The 14,827-nt window shown below is 64.8% G+C and carries 18 protein-coding genes and 1 tRNA gene; 11 read left to right on the plus strand and 8 right to left on the minus strand.

All coding sequences use genetic code 11. From position 1 onward, the window contains the following. Positions 1 to 110 precede the first annotated feature (110 nt). The 3 genes from FJ946_RS07160 to FJ946_RS07175 form a co-directional block, all read right to left on the minus strand. Positions 111 to 187 (minus strand) — tRNA-Arg (locus tag FJ946_RS07160). Between the two features lie 313 nt (positions 188 to 500). Further along, entirely contained in the window at positions 501 to 1,418 is a 918-nt protein-coding gene (locus FJ946_RS07165) for a DUF1003 domain-containing protein (protein ID WP_140563575.1), read from the minus strand. 755 nt (positions 1,419 to 2,173) lie between these two features. Further along, complete coding sequence (locus tag FJ946_RS07175; protein ID WP_140563577.1) at positions 2,174 to 3,067, minus strand: D-alanyl-D-alanine carboxypeptidase family protein; 894 nt, start codon at positions 3,065 to 3,067, stop codon at positions 2,174 to 2,176. 208 nt (positions 3,068 to 3,275) lie between these two features. Between FJ946_RS07175 and FJ946_RS07180 the strand changes: the two genes are divergently transcribed. From FJ946_RS07180 to FJ946_RS07190, 3 genes are all read left to right on the plus strand, one after another. Continuing rightward, complete coding sequence (locus tag FJ946_RS07180) at positions 3,276 to 4,397, plus strand: hypothetical protein (RefSeq protein WP_140563579.1); 1,122 nt, start codon at positions 3,276 to 3,278, stop codon at positions 4,395 to 4,397. Between the two features lie 131 nt (positions 4,398 to 4,528). Further along, complete coding sequence (locus FJ946_RS07185) at positions 4,529 to 5,140, plus strand: nucleoside triphosphate hydrolase (RefSeq protein ID WP_140563581.1); 612 nt, start codon at positions 4,529 to 4,531, stop codon at positions 5,138 to 5,140. A gap of 94 nt (positions 5,141 to 5,234) precedes the next feature. Next, positions 5,235 to 5,552, plus strand: a complete 318-nt coding sequence (locus tag FJ946_RS07190; protein WP_140559001.1) for a hypothetical protein — start codon at positions 5,235 to 5,237, stop codon at positions 5,550 to 5,552. A 56-nt stretch (positions 5,553 to 5,608) separates the two neighbouring features. On the opposite strand, the gene FJ946_RS07195 is transcribed toward FJ946_RS07190, so the two are convergent. The 3 genes from FJ946_RS07195 to FJ946_RS07205 form a co-directional block, all read right to left on the minus strand. Next, a complete protein-coding gene (locus FJ946_RS07195; RefSeq protein WP_140563583.1) occupies positions 5,609 to 6,313 on the minus strand; it encodes a glutathione binding-like protein in 705 nt (234 codons plus the stop codon). A gap of 191 nt (positions 6,314 to 6,504) precedes the next feature. Next, positions 6,505 to 7,713, minus strand: a complete 1,209-nt coding sequence (locus FJ946_RS07200) for a beta-ketoacyl-[acyl-carrier-protein] synthase family protein (protein ID WP_140563585.1) — start codon at positions 7,711 to 7,713, stop codon at positions 6,505 to 6,507. Between the two features lie 4 nt (positions 7,714 to 7,717). Next, on the minus strand, positions 7,718 to 7,972 hold the full coding sequence (locus FJ946_RS07205; protein WP_140491308.1) for an acyl carrier protein: 255 nt from the start codon (positions 7,970 to 7,972) through the stop codon (positions 7,718 to 7,720). 202 nt (positions 7,973 to 8,174) lie between these two features. Here FJ946_RS07205 and FJ946_RS07210 point away from each other — a divergent pair, with 202 nt between their 5' ends. Genes FJ946_RS07210 through FJ946_RS07230 form a run of 5 tightly spaced genes read left to right on the plus strand, consistent with a single transcriptional unit; the run spans position 8,175 to position 10,570 of the window. Continuing rightward, positions 8,175 to 9,017 (plus strand): urease accessory protein UreD, encoded by an 843-nt coding sequence (locus tag FJ946_RS07210; protein ID WP_140493415.1) that lies wholly within the window; start codon positions 8,175 to 8,177, stop codon positions 9,015 to 9,017. 28 nt (positions 9,018 to 9,045) lie between these two features. Beyond that, positions 9,046 to 9,348: an urease subunit gamma gene (locus FJ946_RS07215; RefSeq protein WP_140491311.1), complete on the plus strand. Its 303-nt coding sequence runs from the start codon at positions 9,046 to 9,048 to the stop codon at positions 9,346 to 9,348. Between the two features lie 10 nt (positions 9,349 to 9,358). After that, positions 9,359 to 9,613, plus strand: a complete 255-nt coding sequence (locus FJ946_RS07220; RefSeq protein WP_140554594.1) for a DUF1272 domain-containing protein — start codon at positions 9,359 to 9,361, stop codon at positions 9,611 to 9,613. Between the two features lie 51 nt (positions 9,614 to 9,664). Beyond that, positions 9,665 to 10,258 (plus strand): HupE/UreJ family protein, encoded by a 594-nt coding sequence (locus FJ946_RS07225; protein ID WP_140563587.1) that lies wholly within the window; start codon positions 9,665 to 9,667, stop codon positions 10,256 to 10,258. 6 nt (positions 10,259 to 10,264) lie between these two features. Continuing rightward, on the plus strand, positions 10,265 to 10,570 hold the full coding sequence (locus FJ946_RS07230) for an urease subunit beta (protein ID WP_140491317.1): 306 nt from the start codon (positions 10,265 to 10,267) through the stop codon (positions 10,568 to 10,570). A gap of 80 nt (positions 10,571 to 10,650) precedes the next feature. Here FJ946_RS07230 and FJ946_RS07235 read toward each other — a convergent pair whose 3' ends face one another. Beyond that, the gene (locus tag FJ946_RS07235) at positions 10,651 to 11,139 is read right to left on the minus strand and encodes a hypothetical protein (protein WP_140514393.1); all 489 of its coding nucleotides are present in this window, start codon (positions 11,137 to 11,139) and stop codon (positions 10,651 to 10,653) included. 132 nt (positions 11,140 to 11,271) lie between these two features. Then, on the minus strand, positions 11,272 to 11,649 hold the full coding sequence (locus FJ946_RS07240) for a hypothetical protein (RefSeq protein ID WP_140514392.1): 378 nt from the start codon (positions 11,647 to 11,649) through the stop codon (positions 11,272 to 11,274). 164 nt (positions 11,650 to 11,813) lie between these two features. On the opposite strand from FJ946_RS07240, the gene ureC reads away from it, so the two are divergent. The 3 genes from ureC (at position 11,814) to FJ946_RS07255 (ending at position 14,788) form a co-directional block, all read left to right on the plus strand. Continuing rightward, positions 11,814 to 13,529 carry an urease subunit alpha gene (gene ureC, locus FJ946_RS07245; RefSeq protein WP_140563962.1) on the plus strand — a complete coding sequence of 572 codons (1,716 nt, stop codon included), beginning with the start codon at positions 11,814 to 11,816 and terminating at the stop codon, positions 13,527 to 13,529. A gap of 126 nt (positions 13,530 to 13,655) precedes the next feature. Beyond that, complete coding sequence (locus tag FJ946_RS07250) at positions 13,656 to 14,144, plus strand: DUF29 domain-containing protein (protein WP_140491324.1); 489 nt, start codon at positions 13,656 to 13,658, stop codon at positions 14,142 to 14,144. A gap of 50 nt (positions 14,145 to 14,194) precedes the next feature. After that, positions 14,195 to 14,788, plus strand: a complete 594-nt coding sequence (locus FJ946_RS07255) for a hypothetical protein (RefSeq protein ID WP_140563589.1) — start codon at positions 14,195 to 14,197, stop codon at positions 14,786 to 14,788. Positions 14,789 to 14,827: the final 39 nt, after the last annotated feature.

Genomic DNA, 14,827 nt, shown 5'->3' on the forward strand with positions numbered 1-14,827 from the left:
GGGTTGGGCGCGTAGGCTCGAACCACTCCAAAGCCCTTCGGGCCAAAAGTGTCACCCATGTCTCCGGTATAAACCGTAACCTATGTGTCCGGAACGGACCCCTTGTGAGTTGGCGCACCCGACAGGATTCGAACCTGTGACCTCTGCCTTCGGAGGGCAGCGCTCTATCCAGCTGAGCTACGGGTGCTTCCCGGCGGGCCGGAAAACGAACCGGGTGAACCGGCAAGTCACGGCTTCTTAGCGGAAGCGGGCGCGGGCTTCAACGGGCAATTGGGGATTGGCGGTTTCCAAAGAGCCTCGCAGGCGGGAGCCTGTCGCGTGCGGCGCTCCCTCTCCGTCTCGGCTTCGCCGCGCCACCTTGCCGGGGCGAGCCACGGGGTCTCGCCCGTCCTTCGGACCCACTTTGTGGCGGAGAGGACCCCAAGCTTGCCAGAGGCGAGCTTTGTGTGTGTCTGCAATGGCGGTCGCGTTTCTTCCGATCATGCCTGCTGTGCGTTCCTTCACCCCGCCGGCTCACCCTTCACCGCCCGCCTCCTCCGCACCGCCCTCTTCGCCTTCTTCGCGCCGGTCAGCTCGTGCATGGCGTCGAGTTGCATCTGCTGCATTTCGGCCAGGCGCGTCCATTGGCGCGAGATGAGGTAGTCGAGCTTTTCGTGCAGGTGGCGCACTTCGAGCTCGGCCTTGAGGTTGACGCGGTAGTCGTTGAAGGAGCGCAGGCGGTCTTTCACCTCCTGGCGCTTCTGGCTCATCATGATGATGGGCGCCTGGATGGCGGCGATGCAGGAGAGCAGCAGGTTGAGCAGGATGAAGGGGTAGGGATCGAAGGCGCGATTCAAGCCCTCGAACAGGTTGATGGCGATCCACACCAGGAGCACGCCGGCGAACGAGATCAGGAACCACCAGCTGCCGCCGAAGGCCGCCATGTTGTCGGAGACGCGGTCGGCGAACGAGCGGTGCTCCTCGAACTCCTCTTCCGAGTTTTCCGAAATCGTGTCCTGCCTGGCGATCGATTCCACCACCTGGCGGTCGAGCTCGGAGAATTCGCCGTGCTCCTGCTGGAGCAGCTCCTCCATGTAGCGCATGCGGTAGCGCCCGAGCTCCTCGCGGCTGATGCGGGCGCCATGCGGCAGGTCGGGATGGTCGGAGCGGATGCGGTCGGCCAGGCTCGGGCGCAAATCGTCGATGCGCACCAGGTCGCGCTTGCGGAATTTGCGGCCCGAGATCGCCGACGGTCTTTTCTTGGGCTTGGCCCGCGAGGCTCCGGGCAAGGCCGGCTCGGAGTCCGGCACCTCCGGCGTGTCGAAATGCTCGTCCGAAACCCCATGCAGGTCCTCTCCGGTGGTCGGCGCCTCGAAATATTCGCCGCCGCTGTCGTTGTCCGCCGCCTGCTGCTCTGACGCCTTGGGAACGGTGCTCATGATGCGGGCTCCTGCTGTGGTGGAAGACGATAGACCGATGCGGCGATGCTTAGCCAGCATCGCGGCGAATTGGCGTGCCTATGCCACGCCTTGCGGACGATTGCGTGACAGGAAGGGGCAGCGGGCCGCCTTTCGGGGCTGGTAGAGAGACATTCGAGGTTGGCGGCGGCTCAATGAAATCGTCATCAACCCCCTGGGGGCACCATAACGGGGGCGAAGCTCCGTCGCGGAGCCTGGATCCATTCCGTGACATTGGCGGCGGTGGAGCAGAATTGCGAACCGTTGCGGCGCCTGCCGAGTCGCGGCATGGATCCTCGCGCCGCGTCGCTACGCTCCTTGCTCCGCCCGTGGATGACGAAGTGATTGGCCGGCGCCTGGGCGACGGCACAAAAAACCCGCCTTGCGGCGGGTGGCTGGCGCAAATCAGCACCATAGCGAGAATAGTAGCATAGTTGCCTTCACCCTGTCAAGAAAAAATTCCTATCGGGCCAGTCGACGCCATCGCCCGCTTTCGAGCGACTGCGCCGCCCCTCACTGTCCTGCCGGACATCTCTCCCCGTAGAACGGGGAGAGAGGGGCTGTTATCGCCGGTTTCGCCAATCACCAACGCTGCAAAAAGGGTGCCGAGGTTGCGGCCAGCTCCTTCTCCCCGTCACTATACGGGGAGAAGTGCCCGGCAGGGCGATGAGGGGCGGGACCGACTTCGATAGTTGAGCAAGCTGGTCCGAAGCGAGGCAGCCCCGCAGTTCGCCCGCTCACTGCTGTTCGGCGTACATCACCCTGGTCGGGGCGTCGGCAACCGCCGGCGACAGGTTGCGCTGGATCAGCGCCTCGACATGGTCGTTGCGCTGGCGGGCGCTGTCGGCGCCCATCACCACCACGATCAGCTGGCGGCCGTCGGCTTCGTAGGAGGTGACGATGTTGAAGCCGGAAGCCCTGATATAGCCGGTCTTGATGCCGTTCACGCCGCGCACGCGGCCGAGCATGTCGTTGTGGCCGCGCACCAGCCGGCCGCGAAACATGAAGTCGCTTTCGGAAAAATAGTGGAAATGCTGGGGGAAGCGCTGGTGCAGCGCCATGCCGAGCACCGCCATGTCGCGCGCGCTGGTGACCTGGCCGTCGTCGGGCAGGCCCGAGGCGTTGCGGAAAATGGTGCTGGTCATGCCGAGCTGGCGCGCCTTCGACGTCATCATGGCGGCGAACTCGTCCTCCGAGCCGCCGAGATATTCGCCCACCGCCACCGCCACGTCATTGGCCGACTTGACGACGATGGCGCGGATGGCGGAGTCGACGTCGATCGTTTCCCCGCGCCGGAATCGCAGCTTGGTCGGCGGCTGCGAGGCGGCATGGTCGGAGACCGGGATCTGCGTTTCCTTGGAGACGCGGCCGCTCTCCATCGCCTCGAACAGGAGGTAGAGCGTCATCATCTTGGTCAGCGAGGCCGGATAGCGCTGCGCCCTCGAATTGACCTCGAACAGCTGCTTTCCGCTTCTGATATCGACGACGATGGCGGCGTATTTCTGCGGCGGCGCCGGCACGGCGAGCACAGAGTCCGGCGGTGTCGTGGTCGAGCAGCCCGCAGCCATCAGCAACAGGCCAAGGGCGACGAAAAGTCTCTGGACGAGCGGAAGGCGACGCTGGTTGGACAAGGGCAAGTCTGTTCGGGTCAGGCTGTTGCTGAGATGCGGCGAAGCTAACGTAACCCGCCGGCCGCGTCCATTTGGTTAATGGCGGTAGCCCCAGCTTTGTCTGCTTTCGCAAGCTTGCGTTCCAAGGTGATGCAAAATGCCGGTCGCGGCGCTTGCGCAACCGGCGGCGAACGGTTCTTGTTGCGCCTTCGGATTCGATGAGAGCGCTATGGACACGGTCACCCTCAAGGCACGCGGCATTTCGGTTTCGCTGGACACCACGGTCGGCCATGTCGCCGACATGGTGATCGAGAATGGCGGGGTGGTCGAGGACGGCGGGCGCCAATTGCGGCCGCTGCACCGCGCACCCTGGGTCGGCACGCCACGCGAGACGCTGCCGGCCGACTTGCCGGAAGGCACGGTGCGGCTGTCCGGCGATTTCCTGTGCGCGCCGTTTTCGCGCAGCGACGTCGAGGAAGCGCCGCTGCATGGCTGGCCGGCCAACAGCGCCTGGGACGTCACCGAAAGCAGCGCCGTGGACGGCGGCTGGCGAGCCGTTTTCCGGCTGCGCCGCAAGGTGATGGGCGCGACCGTCGACAAGATCCTGACGCTGCGCGACGGCCATGCCTTCCTCTATCAGGAACATGTGTTTTCCGGCGGCCACGGCGCGATCTCGGTCGCCCATCATCCGATGACGGCGATGACGGATGGCGGCCGGCTGGCCTTTTCGCCAAAACGCTTCGCGGCCTCGCCCGCCGATCCGCTGGAGACCGACCCCGCGCGCGGCCGCTTCCTGCTCGCCTATCCCGGGCGCAGCAGCGATCTCGGCCATTTTCCCGCCGCCGACGGCGGCACGCTCGACCTGACGGATTACCGCATGGACGACCGGCGCGAGGATTTTGTCACGCTGGTCGAGGCCGATCATGGCGGGCCGGGCTGGACGGCCCTCGCGCGCCGGGCCGAGGACGATCTGGTTCTGGTGCTGAAGAACCCGGCGGAACTGCCGGTCACCATGCTGTGGTTCAGCAATGGCGGCCGCGACTACGCGCCGTGGAGCGGCCGGCATCTCGGCGTGCTCGGCATCGAGGACGGGCGCACGGCGATAGGCCATGCCGCCTCGATCGGCGACAACTGGCTGACGCGCGAAGGCGTGGCGACGGCGTTTACAGTCGGCGAAGGCGCCAGCGTCTCCTTCCGCCATGTCATCGGCGCCCTGCCGCTGGCGGGCGGCGAGCCGCCGCAGGAGGTCACCACGGCGGAGGGCCGCATGCGGCTCTTGGGCCGAGGCTCGGCGCGGGAGGTGCCGTTCGACAGCGATTTCCTGCGCATCGGGCAGGCCGCGGCTGGTTGAGCGGATTGGCTTCGAACGTCGGCGTTTCGACACTTGACCACCGCACCTTACCCAAAATGCCGGTTTGAAATTTCCGCCGAGTGCCGCCAGAATAACGGTCGCGCCAACCCTCAGGGGCAAGCGAGGCCGCCATGTCCGAAATCGCCCATCTCGCCGCCACCATCTTCAAGCGCGCCGGCAAGGCAAAGCGCTTCATCGTCGCCATTGCCGGACCGCCGGGGGCCGGCAAGTCGACATTGTCGGCGAGCCTGCACGATCTGCTGCCGGAAGGCGCCGTGGAGGTCGTGCCGATGGACGGCTTCCACTATGACGACGTCGTTCTCAACCAGCGCGGGCTGCGCGCGCGAAAGGGCGCGCCGGATACGTTCGACTTCGGTGGCTTCGAGACGCTTCTGAAGCGCATCCGGGCCGGCGAGCCCGACATCGCCATCCCGGTGTTCGACCGCGGCAAGGAACTGTCGCGCGCCGCGGCGGCGATCATCGGCGCGGAGACCAAATTCATCCTGGTCGAGGGCAATTATCTGCTGCTCGACGAGGAGCCGTGGTCGCGGCTGGCGCCGCTGTTCGATTTCTCGATCTTCGTCGAGGTGCCGCGCAACGAGCTCGAGCGCCGCCTGATGGAGCGCTGGCACGAACATGGCCGCTCCGAGGAGGATGCGCGCGCCTGGATCGCCTCCAACGACATGCCCAACATCGAACGCGTGCTGGCGCGGCGCCGGGCGGCCGACCTGGTGATTGGTTAACCTGCTTAATTGTCGGTATTTTTCGACGGGAACCTTAAGGGGTTTCGCACCGTTATGGCCGGGAACCGATTGTCCTGCGTAAGGGGATTTTGCAATGGCAACCAAGGCAAGAAAACCCGCGACCGCCAAGACCAGGACGACGAAGACGACGCAGGCGAAAGCCGGCGCTGGTCCGGCGATCGCCGAACGTTCGAAGGACGCAAAGCCCAGCTTCGGCAAGGCCGCGCCTCGGAAGGTCGCGGCCGCGGCCGCAAAGCCGGCCAGCGCGCGCAAGCCGGCCCCAGAGAAATCCGGCGCCGTCCGCACCGTGGCAAGCGTCGCGGCCGGCGCGGTGGTGGCGACGGCACGCGGCGCCGCTTCGCTGGCGGCTTCCGTGATGGGCAAGGGCGGCCCGAAAGCCAAGGCGAAATAGCCCAGCCGGGCCGGCCAAGGCTACGATATCCCGCGCCCCAGGGCGGCCGGGCCGCTTCAGCCCTTTGCCGGGAGTGTCAGCCCCTTCTGCACCGCCGGCCGAGCCAGGCCGCGCTCCAGCCATGCCGCCACATGCGCGAAATCATCGAAGCCGACGAGGTCGCGCGCTTCATAGAAGCCGATCAGATTGCGCACCCAGCCGATGAGCGAGATGTCGGCGATGGTGTAGTCATTGTCCATGATCCATCGGCGGCCCTTCAGCCTGCCGTCGAGAACGCCGAGCAGGCGGCGCGATTCATCGCGGTAGCGCTCCAGCGGCCGCTTGTCGGCAATCTCACGGCCGGCGAATTTGTGGAAAAAGCCGACCTGGCCGAAGATCGGGCCGACGGCCGCCATCTGGAAGAACACCCACTGGATCGTCTCGTAGCGCAGCGCCGCGTCCGCCGGGACGAGCAGGCCGGTCTTGTCGGCGAGGTAGAGCAGGATGGCGCCGGACTCGAACAGGCCGATCGGCTTGCCGTCGGGACCGTTCGGATCGATGATCGCCGGTATCTTGCCGTTGGGATTGAGCGACAGGAATTCCGGCGTCCAGCTTTCGTTTTTGCCGATGTCCACATAATGCGGCTCGTAGGCCAGGCCGATCTCTTCCAGGGCGATCGATATCTTCACCCCGTTCGGGGTCGTCGCCGAATAGAGCTGGATCCGGTCCGGATGCCTGGCCGGCCAGCGGGCGGTGATTGGAAAGGCGGACAGGTCGGCCATCGAGAACTCCTGGGCGGGATTTCGCACCGAGCGGCGCGGTCTGGGTGGGGTCGGCAAAGAATTAGGCGTACGCCCCGGCACGATCAATGCGGCGTCAGGCGTTTGGCCGTGCACGCACAGTCAACAAATCGAATGATGCCGGCATCGGGAGCCGGCAGATTGACCTGCCGGGCAGAACACGATCGCCGGGATCAGATCGCCTTGAAGGCCAGCACCGCATTGGTGCCGCCAAAGGCGAAGCCGTTGCTGATGGCGGCGCGCACCTTGCGCTCGCGCGCGACGTTCGGCGTCACGTCGAGATCGCAATCGGGGTCGGCCTCGCGGAAATTCGCCGTGGGCGGCACCACGCCCTCTCGGATCGCCATCACGCAGGCGATCATCTCCAGCCCGCCCGAGGCGCCAAGGCAATGGGCATGCATCGACTTGGTCGAGGAGACGGAAAGCGAGCGCGCGTGCTCGCCGAAGACGCGCTTGATCGCGGCGGTCTCGATCTGGTCATTGGCCTTGGTGCCGGTGCCGTGCGCATTGAGGTAGTCGATGTCCTCGGGATTCAACCCGGCGTCCGCCAGGCAGAAACGCATCGCCGCTTCCGGCCCTTCTATGGTCGGCGCAACGATGTCGGAGGCATCGGCCGAGAGGCCGGCGCCGACGATTTCGGCGAGGATGTTTGCGCCGCGCGCCACCGCATGATCGTAGCTTTCCAGAACCGCCATGCCGGCGCCTTCGCCCAGCACCAAGCCCTGACGATCGGCCGAAAACGGCCGGCAGGTATCGGGCGACAGCACGCGCAGAGCCTCCCACCCCTTCAGCACGCCCCAGACCAGCGGCGCCTCGGTGCCGCCGGCGACCATGACGTCGGCGCGGCCGAGCCTGATCTGGTCGACCGCCGATGCGATGGCGTGGTTGGCCGACGAGCAGGCCGAAGTGACGCCGAACACCGGTCCGCGCAGGCCGAGATGCATGCTGACCTGGCCGGCGGCGGCGCCCGGCATGACCTTCGGCACCGTGAAGATGCCGGCGCGATTCTTGCCCTCGATCAGGATGGCGCGATAGTTCTCCTCGACCGTCTCGAAGCCGCAGACGCCGATGCCGATAACGGCACCCATGCGGTAGGTATTGTCCGCATGGGCGGCCAAACCGGACTGCTGTAAGGCTTCGCGGGCGGCAATCACCGCCAACAGGCTGAAACGGTCCATCGAGACCAGCTGCTTGCGCTCGATGCCATGGTCGGGCAGCCCCTTGATCTCGCAGCCGATCTTGACCTTCAAATCGTGCAGGAACGGGTTATCGATGGGGCCGATCGCCGAGCGGCCGGCGCGCATCTCGGTCCAGATCGCCGGCACGTCGGTGCCAAGCCCGCACAAACCGCCGATGCCGGTAATGACGACGCGCTTGTGCATCCGGTCAGGCTTTTTTCGCGATCAGCGCGCGAACGGCCTCGACCATGTCGCCAACATTCTTCAGGTTGCTCCAGGCATCGACCGTGTTCATCTCGATCTCGATGCCATACTGCTCCTCGAGATCGAAGATGATCTCGGTCAGTTCCAGCGAATGGATGCCGAGCGCCGTCAATTCGGTGCTGGTGGTGATCTCCTCGCCGCCCGGCTCGGCATGAGCCTTGATCTTTTCGATGATTTCGGTCGCCAGTTGGTCAGCCATTCGGTTTCTTCCCCACTTTGTCGTTTCCCGACGCCAACTGAACAGCGCCTTTTTGTCCTCGATATCAGGCCGCGACCGTCGCCTTGGACCCCCGCCAGGCGTCGCATGAGCGTACCAAGGTGGCTCCCTCTATAGAAACGGAAACGCCATCAAGCAACAAGCTATATATCGACAAAACCGCCGCGGTGCTTAACCTGACGGCGTGGATACGATCGAACATACCGGATTTTCGGCCCCGCCGGCGCAGCGGGCGGCCGGACTGGCGCAGCTCGTCTGCGCCAGTCAAGACGGCCGCACACGGCTGCGCCGCCTCTATCAGGACGGTTCCGCCAAGATAAGGATGCCGGCCGTTTCCGGCGGCCCGCTGGAAGCCGTGCTGATCAACACCGCGGGCGGGCTGACCGGAGGCGACCGCCTCGGCTGGGAGATCGACGTCGGCGCGCATGCCAGCGCCACGATAACGACGCAGGCCTGCGAGAAAATCTATCGCGCCGCTTCCGACCGGGCCGAAGTCAGCGTCCGGCTAACGGTCGGCGAAAACGGCCGCGTCGCCTGGCTGCCGCAGGAGACCATCGTTTTCGACCGATCGGCCTTTGCCCGCACGCTCGACCTTGATCTTGCCGCCGGCGCCGAGGCGCTGGTGCTGGAAGCCACCGTCTTCGGCCGGACGGCGATGGGCGAACGCGCGGTCCAGGGCGGCTTTCACGATCGCTGGCGCGTCCGCCGGGGCGGGGCTCTCATCCATGCCGAGGATTTCCGCATCGGGCCCGACATCGCCGCGACCCTGGCGCGCCCACCGATTGCCGGCGGCGCCGTCGCCATGGCGACGGTGCTATTGATCTCGCCGCGGGCGGAAGCGCTTCTCGATCCGGTTCGGGAGATCATCGGCGGCCAGGGCGGCGCCAGCACCTGGAGCGTGCAGGAATCTGGCAAGCTTCTTGCGAGGCTGTATGCCGGCGACGGCTACCGGCTGCGCCAGCATCTGGTTCCGCTCGTCGGCTTGCTCAACGGAAAGGCGGGACTGCCCAAAATATGGTCACTGTGATCGTGTCCGCATCATTTCAGGGAAACGCATGAACCTGACGCCAAGGGAAAAGGACAAGCTGCTGATAGCCATGGCGGCGGTCGTGGCGCGCAAGCGTCTGGAGCGCGGGGTCAGGCTCAATCATCCGGAGGCGATCGCGCTGATCACCGACTTCGTCGTCGAAGGCGCCCGCGACGGCCGTCCCGTCGCCGAGCTGATGGAAGCCGGCGCCCACGTCGTCAGCCGCGCCCAGGTGATGGAAGGCATCGCCGAGATGATCCATGACGTGCAGGTGGAGGCGACATTCCCCGACGGCACCAAGCTGGTGACCGTGCATGAGCCGATACGGTGAGGAGACAGATATGCTTGAGCTGCGCCCGAACTGCGAATGCTGCGACAAGGACCTGCCGCCGGAAGCGGCGGATGCGTTGATCTGCACCTTCGAATGCACCTTTTGCGCCGATTGCGTCGAAGACGTGCTCGGCGGCGTCTGCCCCAATTGCGGCGGCAATTTTTCGGCACGGCCGATCCGTCCGGCGGCAATGCTGAAGAAATATCCCGCTTCGACCAAGCGCGTCCTCAAAGCCGAGGCCTGTGGCCCGCGCGAGGCCGCGTGAACGCCAGACGACCCTGATAGGAAAGACGATCCTGATAGGAAAGACGCACCGATGATCTCAGCACAGATGAAACGCACAGCCCTCTCGGCGATTCTGCTCATGGCAGCCGCAATGCCCGCCTACGCCCATGTCGGGGCCGGCACGACCTCCTCCTTCGCGGCCGGCTTCATGCATCCGCTCTCCGGCCTCGACCACATGACGGTGATGGTCGCGGTCGGCCTGTGGGCGGCACAGAAAGGCGGCAAGGCCATGTGGGCATGGCCGGCGGCCTTTGTGGGCGTCATGCTGGCCGGTGGCGCGCTCGGCATGCTGCATGTGCCGCTGCCCTTCGTCGAGCCGGGCATATTGGCGTCGGTGGTGGCGCTCGGATTATTCGTGGCGCTGGCCGTCGATCTTCCTGTCACGGCCGGCGTCGCCATCATCGGCGCGTTCGCGCTGTTTCATGGCCACGCCCATGGCACTGAAGTGCCGGAAAATGCCGCAGGGCTTGAATATATGGCCGGCTTTGCCGTCGCCACGGCGCTGCTGCACGCCGCCGGCATCGCCGCCGGGCTTGGCCTCGGCAGGCGATTTCGCGTGCTCGTGCGGGCCGCTGGTGCCGCCTGCACGGCGATAGGGCTCGGCCTCGTCTTCGGCGCCGTGTGACGAACGATGATCCCAGGTGAAATCATTCCCGCCGACGGCGACATCGACCTGAACAAAGGCCTGCCGACGGTTACGCTCAAAGTGGCCAACAGCGGCGACCGGCCGATCCAGGTCGGCAGCCACTATCATTTCTTCGAGACCAATGAGGGCTTGAAATTCGACCGCGAACAGGCGCGCGGCATGCGCCTCGACATCGCCGCCGGCACCGCCATGCGCTTCGAGCCCGGACAGGAGCGCGACGTTACGCTGGTGCCGCTGGGCGGCAAGCGCGAGGTCTATGGCTTTCAGCAGAAGGTGATGGGCAGGCTGTGAGGCCGAGGGCGTCTCATGCGCGGCGTGCAAAGAGGGCAAAGGGCTTTCGGGCCAGCACGAAAGCGAGTTGTGCCCTCGGCTCAATCGGACGGCTTGGCCGCCGCATAGATGACGATCTTTCCGGGGTCGTCGAATTCCACGGCGAGAACGTCCTGCGCAAGCACGCGTCGCGAGTCGATGGCGTTGAACAGCAGCGCGTTGGCCTCGATCTCCTTGCGCAGCTCCGCAATGTCGTCCTGATGCTGCTTGACCTTGGTTTCGATCGCCGGCGGCGGACCGCCTTCGGTGCGCGCGGCATCGGTCAGGAACACGATGTCGACCTTGTCGAGCTTGGAGGTCTTGCGCACCGTGCCGATGTTTTCACGCGTCCGGTCGATCGCCCTGGCAACTTTGCCCGCTTCGGCATCGCTCCTGGTTTCTTCCTGCTTGACGTCCGAGCCGATGATCCGATTGACGGTCTCGGGACTTTCGAGTCCTTGTGCGTGAAGGGAGGCTCCGGGGCTGCCCGCCGCCAGGAATGCCATGGAGGCGAAGGCATAGAGCCGTCTCTTGCCGGGGTTGGTCGCCATCGCTCGCTCCTGGACGGGTTCGTTTCGCGGCGCCGTTCAGCGCCGATGAAACGAAACGGCTCCTGCCCGGCCAAGGTTCCCTTCCAGATAGCGCGGGCGGACCGGACGACGGCCCGCCGCGCAGGCGCGCCGTCAGCTCGCCTTCTTGGTGATCAGGGTCAGGGCGCCGTTGGGCTCCATGCTGGCCGCGACCACCTGCGCCGAGGTCATTCCCTTGGCCTCGAGGGCGGATTTGACCTTGGGCGTGGCATCGATCGAGCTGCGCAGCTTCTGCAGGCCGGCATCGCCGCGCTGGGCGATCACCTGGTTGACCTGCGTCTGGGTGTCCTTCGGCAGTTCGGTGATGTCGACGATGTTGACGCTCTGGATCGTCGGCGCGGCCTGCTGCCCGCCGGGGGCGGGCGCGGCCGGCGCTGCCGGAGCGGGCTGCTGCGCGGGCTGCTGCTGGGCACTGGCGGCACCCGCCAGCATCAGGGTGGCGGCAGCGGCGAGAACTATCGTTTTGCGCATGGATTTTCCTTCCATCGATTTGGCAAACGGTCGTTTTGGGGTGACCCTCCAACCTCAACCGCCAAATGGGATCAGAAGGTGTCGACCAGCGGGTCATTGCGTGACCATTGGATGGCAGCAATGTGCAGCCCGGTTTCACCAGCACCGCAATTCGGGAGCAATCACTGATGGCCAGAATAACCCGCGCCGCCTATGCGCAGATGTACGGGCCGACGGTCGGCGACAGGGTGAGGCTTGCCGATACCGAACTCTTCGTCGAGGTCGAGAGGGATTTCACCATTCATGGCGAGGAGGTGAAATTCGGCGGCGGCAAGGTCATCCGCGACGGCATGGGCCAGAGCCAGGTTTCCCGCGCTGAAGGAGCGGTCGACACCGTCATCACCAATGCGCTGGTGATCGACGCCAGCGCCGGCATCTTCAAGGCCGATATCGGCCTCAGGGACGGCCGCATCGCGGCAATCGGCAAGGCCGGCAACCCGGACACACAGGATGGCGTCACCATCATCATCGGCCCCGGCACCGAGATCATCGCCGGCGAAGGCAAGATCCTTACCGCAGGCGGCTTCGACGCGCATATCCATTTCATCTGTCCGCAGCAGATCGAGGAAGCGCTGATGTCGGGCATCACCACGATGCTCGGCGGCGGCACCGGCCCGGCGCACGGCACGCTCGCCACCACCTGCACGCCCGGGCCATGGCACATGGCGCGCATGATCCAGTCCTTCGACGCCTTCCCGATGAATATCGGCCTGTCGGGCAAGGGCAACGCTTCCTTGCCCGCGGCGCTCGAGGAGATGGTGCTGGGCGGCGCCTGCTCGCTGAAGCTGCACGAGGACTGGGGCACGACGCCGGCCGCGATCGACTGCTGCCTGTCGGTCGCCGACGACCATGACGTTCAGGTGATGATCCATACCGATACGCTCAACGAGAGCGGCTTCGTCGAGAACACGGTGGCGGCGATCGGGGGCCGCACCATCCACGCCTTCCACACCGAAGGCGCGGGCGGCGGGCATGCGCCCGACATCATCAAGGTCTGCGGCCTGCCCAACGTCATCCCGTCCTCGACCAACCCGACGCGGCCCTACACGGTCAACACGCTGGCCGAGCATCTCGACATGCTGATGGTCTGCCACCATCTGTCGCCGTCGATCCCGGAAGACATCGCCTTCGCCGAAAGCCGCATCCGCAAGGAGACCATCGCGGCGGAAGACATTCTGCACGACATCGGTGCCTTCTCGATCATCTCCTCGGACTCACAAGCGATGGGCCGCGTCGGCGAGGTGGCGATCCGGACCTGGCAGACCGCCGACAAGATGAAGCGCCAGCGCGGTTCGCTGCCGCAGGAGACCGGCAACAACGACAATTTCCGCGTCCGCCGCTATATCGCCAAATACACGATCAACCCGGCCATCGCGCACGGGCTGTCGAAGGAGATTGGTTCGATCGCCGTCGGCAAACGCGCCGACCTGGTGCTGTGGAACCCGGCCTTCTTCGGCGTCAAGCCTGATATGGTGCTGATCGGGGGCATGATCGCGGCGGCGCCGATGGGCGACCCCAACGCCTCGATCCCGACGCCGCAGCCGATGCACTATCGGCCGATGTTCGGCGCCTATGGCAAGGCGCGCACCAACTCGTCGGTAACCTTCGTCTCGAAGGCGGCACTGGAGTCCGGTCTGCACGGCCGGCTCGGCGTCGACAAGCAGTTCGTCGCGGTCGAAAACACGCGTGGCGGCATCGGCAAGCATTCGATGGTGCTCAACGACGCCACGCCGCATATCGAAGTCGATCCCGAGACTTACGAGGTTCGTGCCGACGGCGAACTCTTGACCTGCGAACCAGCGACGGTGCTGCCGATGGCGCAGCGATATTTTCTGTTTTGATAAGATCGCCGCGAGTCATTGCCCTCGTTAAATGCGGCGGTGAGTGGGTTGTGCCGACTGCCCGAATGGGCCCACTCGTTCTCCGCGGACTTGGAAATTGTGCACTTTGGGAGCAATATCTCCTCAATGAACAAGATATTTCGCAAACAGCAATTGACGCCCTACGAGGCCGACTATGCTCAGTGGTGCGCCGAGCAGGGCGCGTTGCTGCGCGAAGGTCGTCTTTCCGACCTCGATCGTGAGAATGTTGCCGAGGAGATCGAGAGCTTGGGGCGGAGCGACAAAAGGGAAATTGCGAGCAGGCTTGGCACTTTGGTCCTTCACTTGCTGAAATGGGAGTTTCAGTCTGAGCAGCGCAAAACGGGCTGGTTGCTGACAATTCGGGAGCAACGGCTTCGGATTGAGGGCCTGCTTGATGAAAGTCCGAGCCTCAAAAAATATCCTGCGCAGGTGCTCGATCGAGAGTTCAAGATAGCAAGATTAAAGGCATTGGACGAAACAGGCCTGAGAGATCGGGATTTCCCTGTCCATTGCCCCTATGGGATCAAGGAAATCTTGGACGATGATTATTTCCCAGGATCACCGTGGTCTTCAGACAACCTTATGCGCGAATAGACTGATAGTGGTGTGTTGACGGACGTTCCATCACCTGGCGAGCATTCGGCATGGCCACCGAAATAGCTTCGCCCCACGACATCTTCCCGCATATCCGCATCGTCATGGGCATGGTGATCGGGCTCGGCGTCGCGCGCCTGTTGTCGGGGGTGGCGCGCATCGTCCAGCATCCCGGCCAGTACCGGCTCTATGCGGTGCATCTGGCCTGGGTCGCTTCGGTGCTGTTGATGCTGGTGCATTTCTGGTGGTGGGAGTTCGGCCTCTACGCCATCGAAACATGGACCTTCGGCAAGTACCTGTTCATCATCTTCTACGCCATCACCCTGTTCCTGCTCTGCGCGCTGCTGTTTCCGGATTCGATGCTCGACTACACCAGCTATGAGGATTTCTTCTATTCGCGCCGCGCCTGGTTCTTCGGCCTGCTGGCCGCGACCTACCTGCTCGACGTGATCGACACGCTGCTGAAGGGACCAGAGCATTTTGCCCGCTTCGGCAACGAATATCTGTTCCGCACGCCGGTCTTCGTCGCGCTGTGCATCGCCGCGATCCTGGTGCGCGACCGCCGCTTCCACATCGCCTTCGTCGCCGCGGCGCTGATCTACCAGATATCGTTCATCCTGCGGCTGTTCGACACGATCGTATGACGGCCGCGGATGCTCTAAGCTGACCGGGAAAGGCAGGGT

Source organism: Mesorhizobium sp. B2-4-7, from assembly GCF_006442685.1.
Lineage (GTDB): Bacteria > Pseudomonadota > Alphaproteobacteria > Rhizobiales > Rhizobiaceae > Mesorhizobium.

Bases quoted from the DNA above. Each gene is read 5' to 3' on its own strand.
- FJ946_RS07165 (WP_140563575.1), bottom strand. From the start codon at position 1,418: ATGAGCACCGTTCCCAAGGCGTCAGAGCAGCAGGCGGCGGACAACGAC.
- FJ946_RS07180 (WP_140563579.1), top strand. From the start codon at position 3,276: ATGGACACGGTCACCCTCAAGGCACGCGGCATTTCGGTTTCGCTGGAC.
- FJ946_RS07185 (WP_140563581.1), top strand. From the start codon at position 4,529: ATGTCCGAAATCGCCCATCTCGCCGCCACCATCTTCAAGCGCGCCGGC.
- FJ946_RS07190 (WP_140559001.1), top strand. From the start codon at position 5,235: ATGGCAACCAAGGCAAGAAAACCCGCGACCGCCAAGACCAGGACGACG.
- FJ946_RS07195 (WP_140563583.1), bottom strand. From the start codon at position 6,313: ATGGCCGACCTGTCCGCCTTTCCAATCACCGCCCGCTGGCCGGCCAGG.
- FJ946_RS07200 (WP_140563585.1), bottom strand. From the start codon at position 7,713: ATGCACAAGCGCGTCGTCATTACCGGCATCGGCGGTTTGTGCGGGCTT.
- FJ946_RS07205 (WP_140491308.1), bottom strand. From the start codon at position 7,972: ATGGCTGACCAACTGGCGACCGAAATCATCGAAAAGATCAAGGCTCAT.
- FJ946_RS07215 (WP_140491311.1), top strand. From the start codon at position 9,046: ATGAACCTGACGCCAAGGGAAAAGGACAAGCTGCTGATAGCCATGGCG.
- FJ946_RS07220 (WP_140554594.1), top strand. From the start codon at position 9,359: ATGCTTGAGCTGCGCCCGAACTGCGAATGCTGCGACAAGGACCTGCCG.
- FJ946_RS07225 (WP_140563587.1), top strand. From the start codon at position 9,665: ATGATCTCAGCACAGATGAAACGCACAGCCCTCTCGGCGATTCTGCTC.
- FJ946_RS07230 (WP_140491317.1), top strand. From the start codon at position 10,265: ATGATCCCAGGTGAAATCATTCCCGCCGACGGCGACATCGACCTGAAC.
- FJ946_RS07235 (WP_140514393.1), bottom strand. From the start codon at position 11,139: ATGGCGACCAACCCCGGCAAGAGACGGCTCTATGCCTTCGCCTCCATG.
- FJ946_RS07240 (WP_140514392.1), bottom strand. From the start codon at position 11,649: ATGCGCAAAACGATAGTTCTCGCCGCTGCCGCCACCCTGATGCTGGCG.
- FJ946_RS07250 (WP_140491324.1), top strand. From the start codon at position 13,656: ATGAACAAGATATTTCGCAAACAGCAATTGACGCCCTACGAGGCCGAC.
- FJ946_RS07255 (WP_140563589.1), top strand. From the start codon at position 14,195: ATGGCCACCGAAATAGCTTCGCCCCACGACATCTTCCCGCATATCCGC.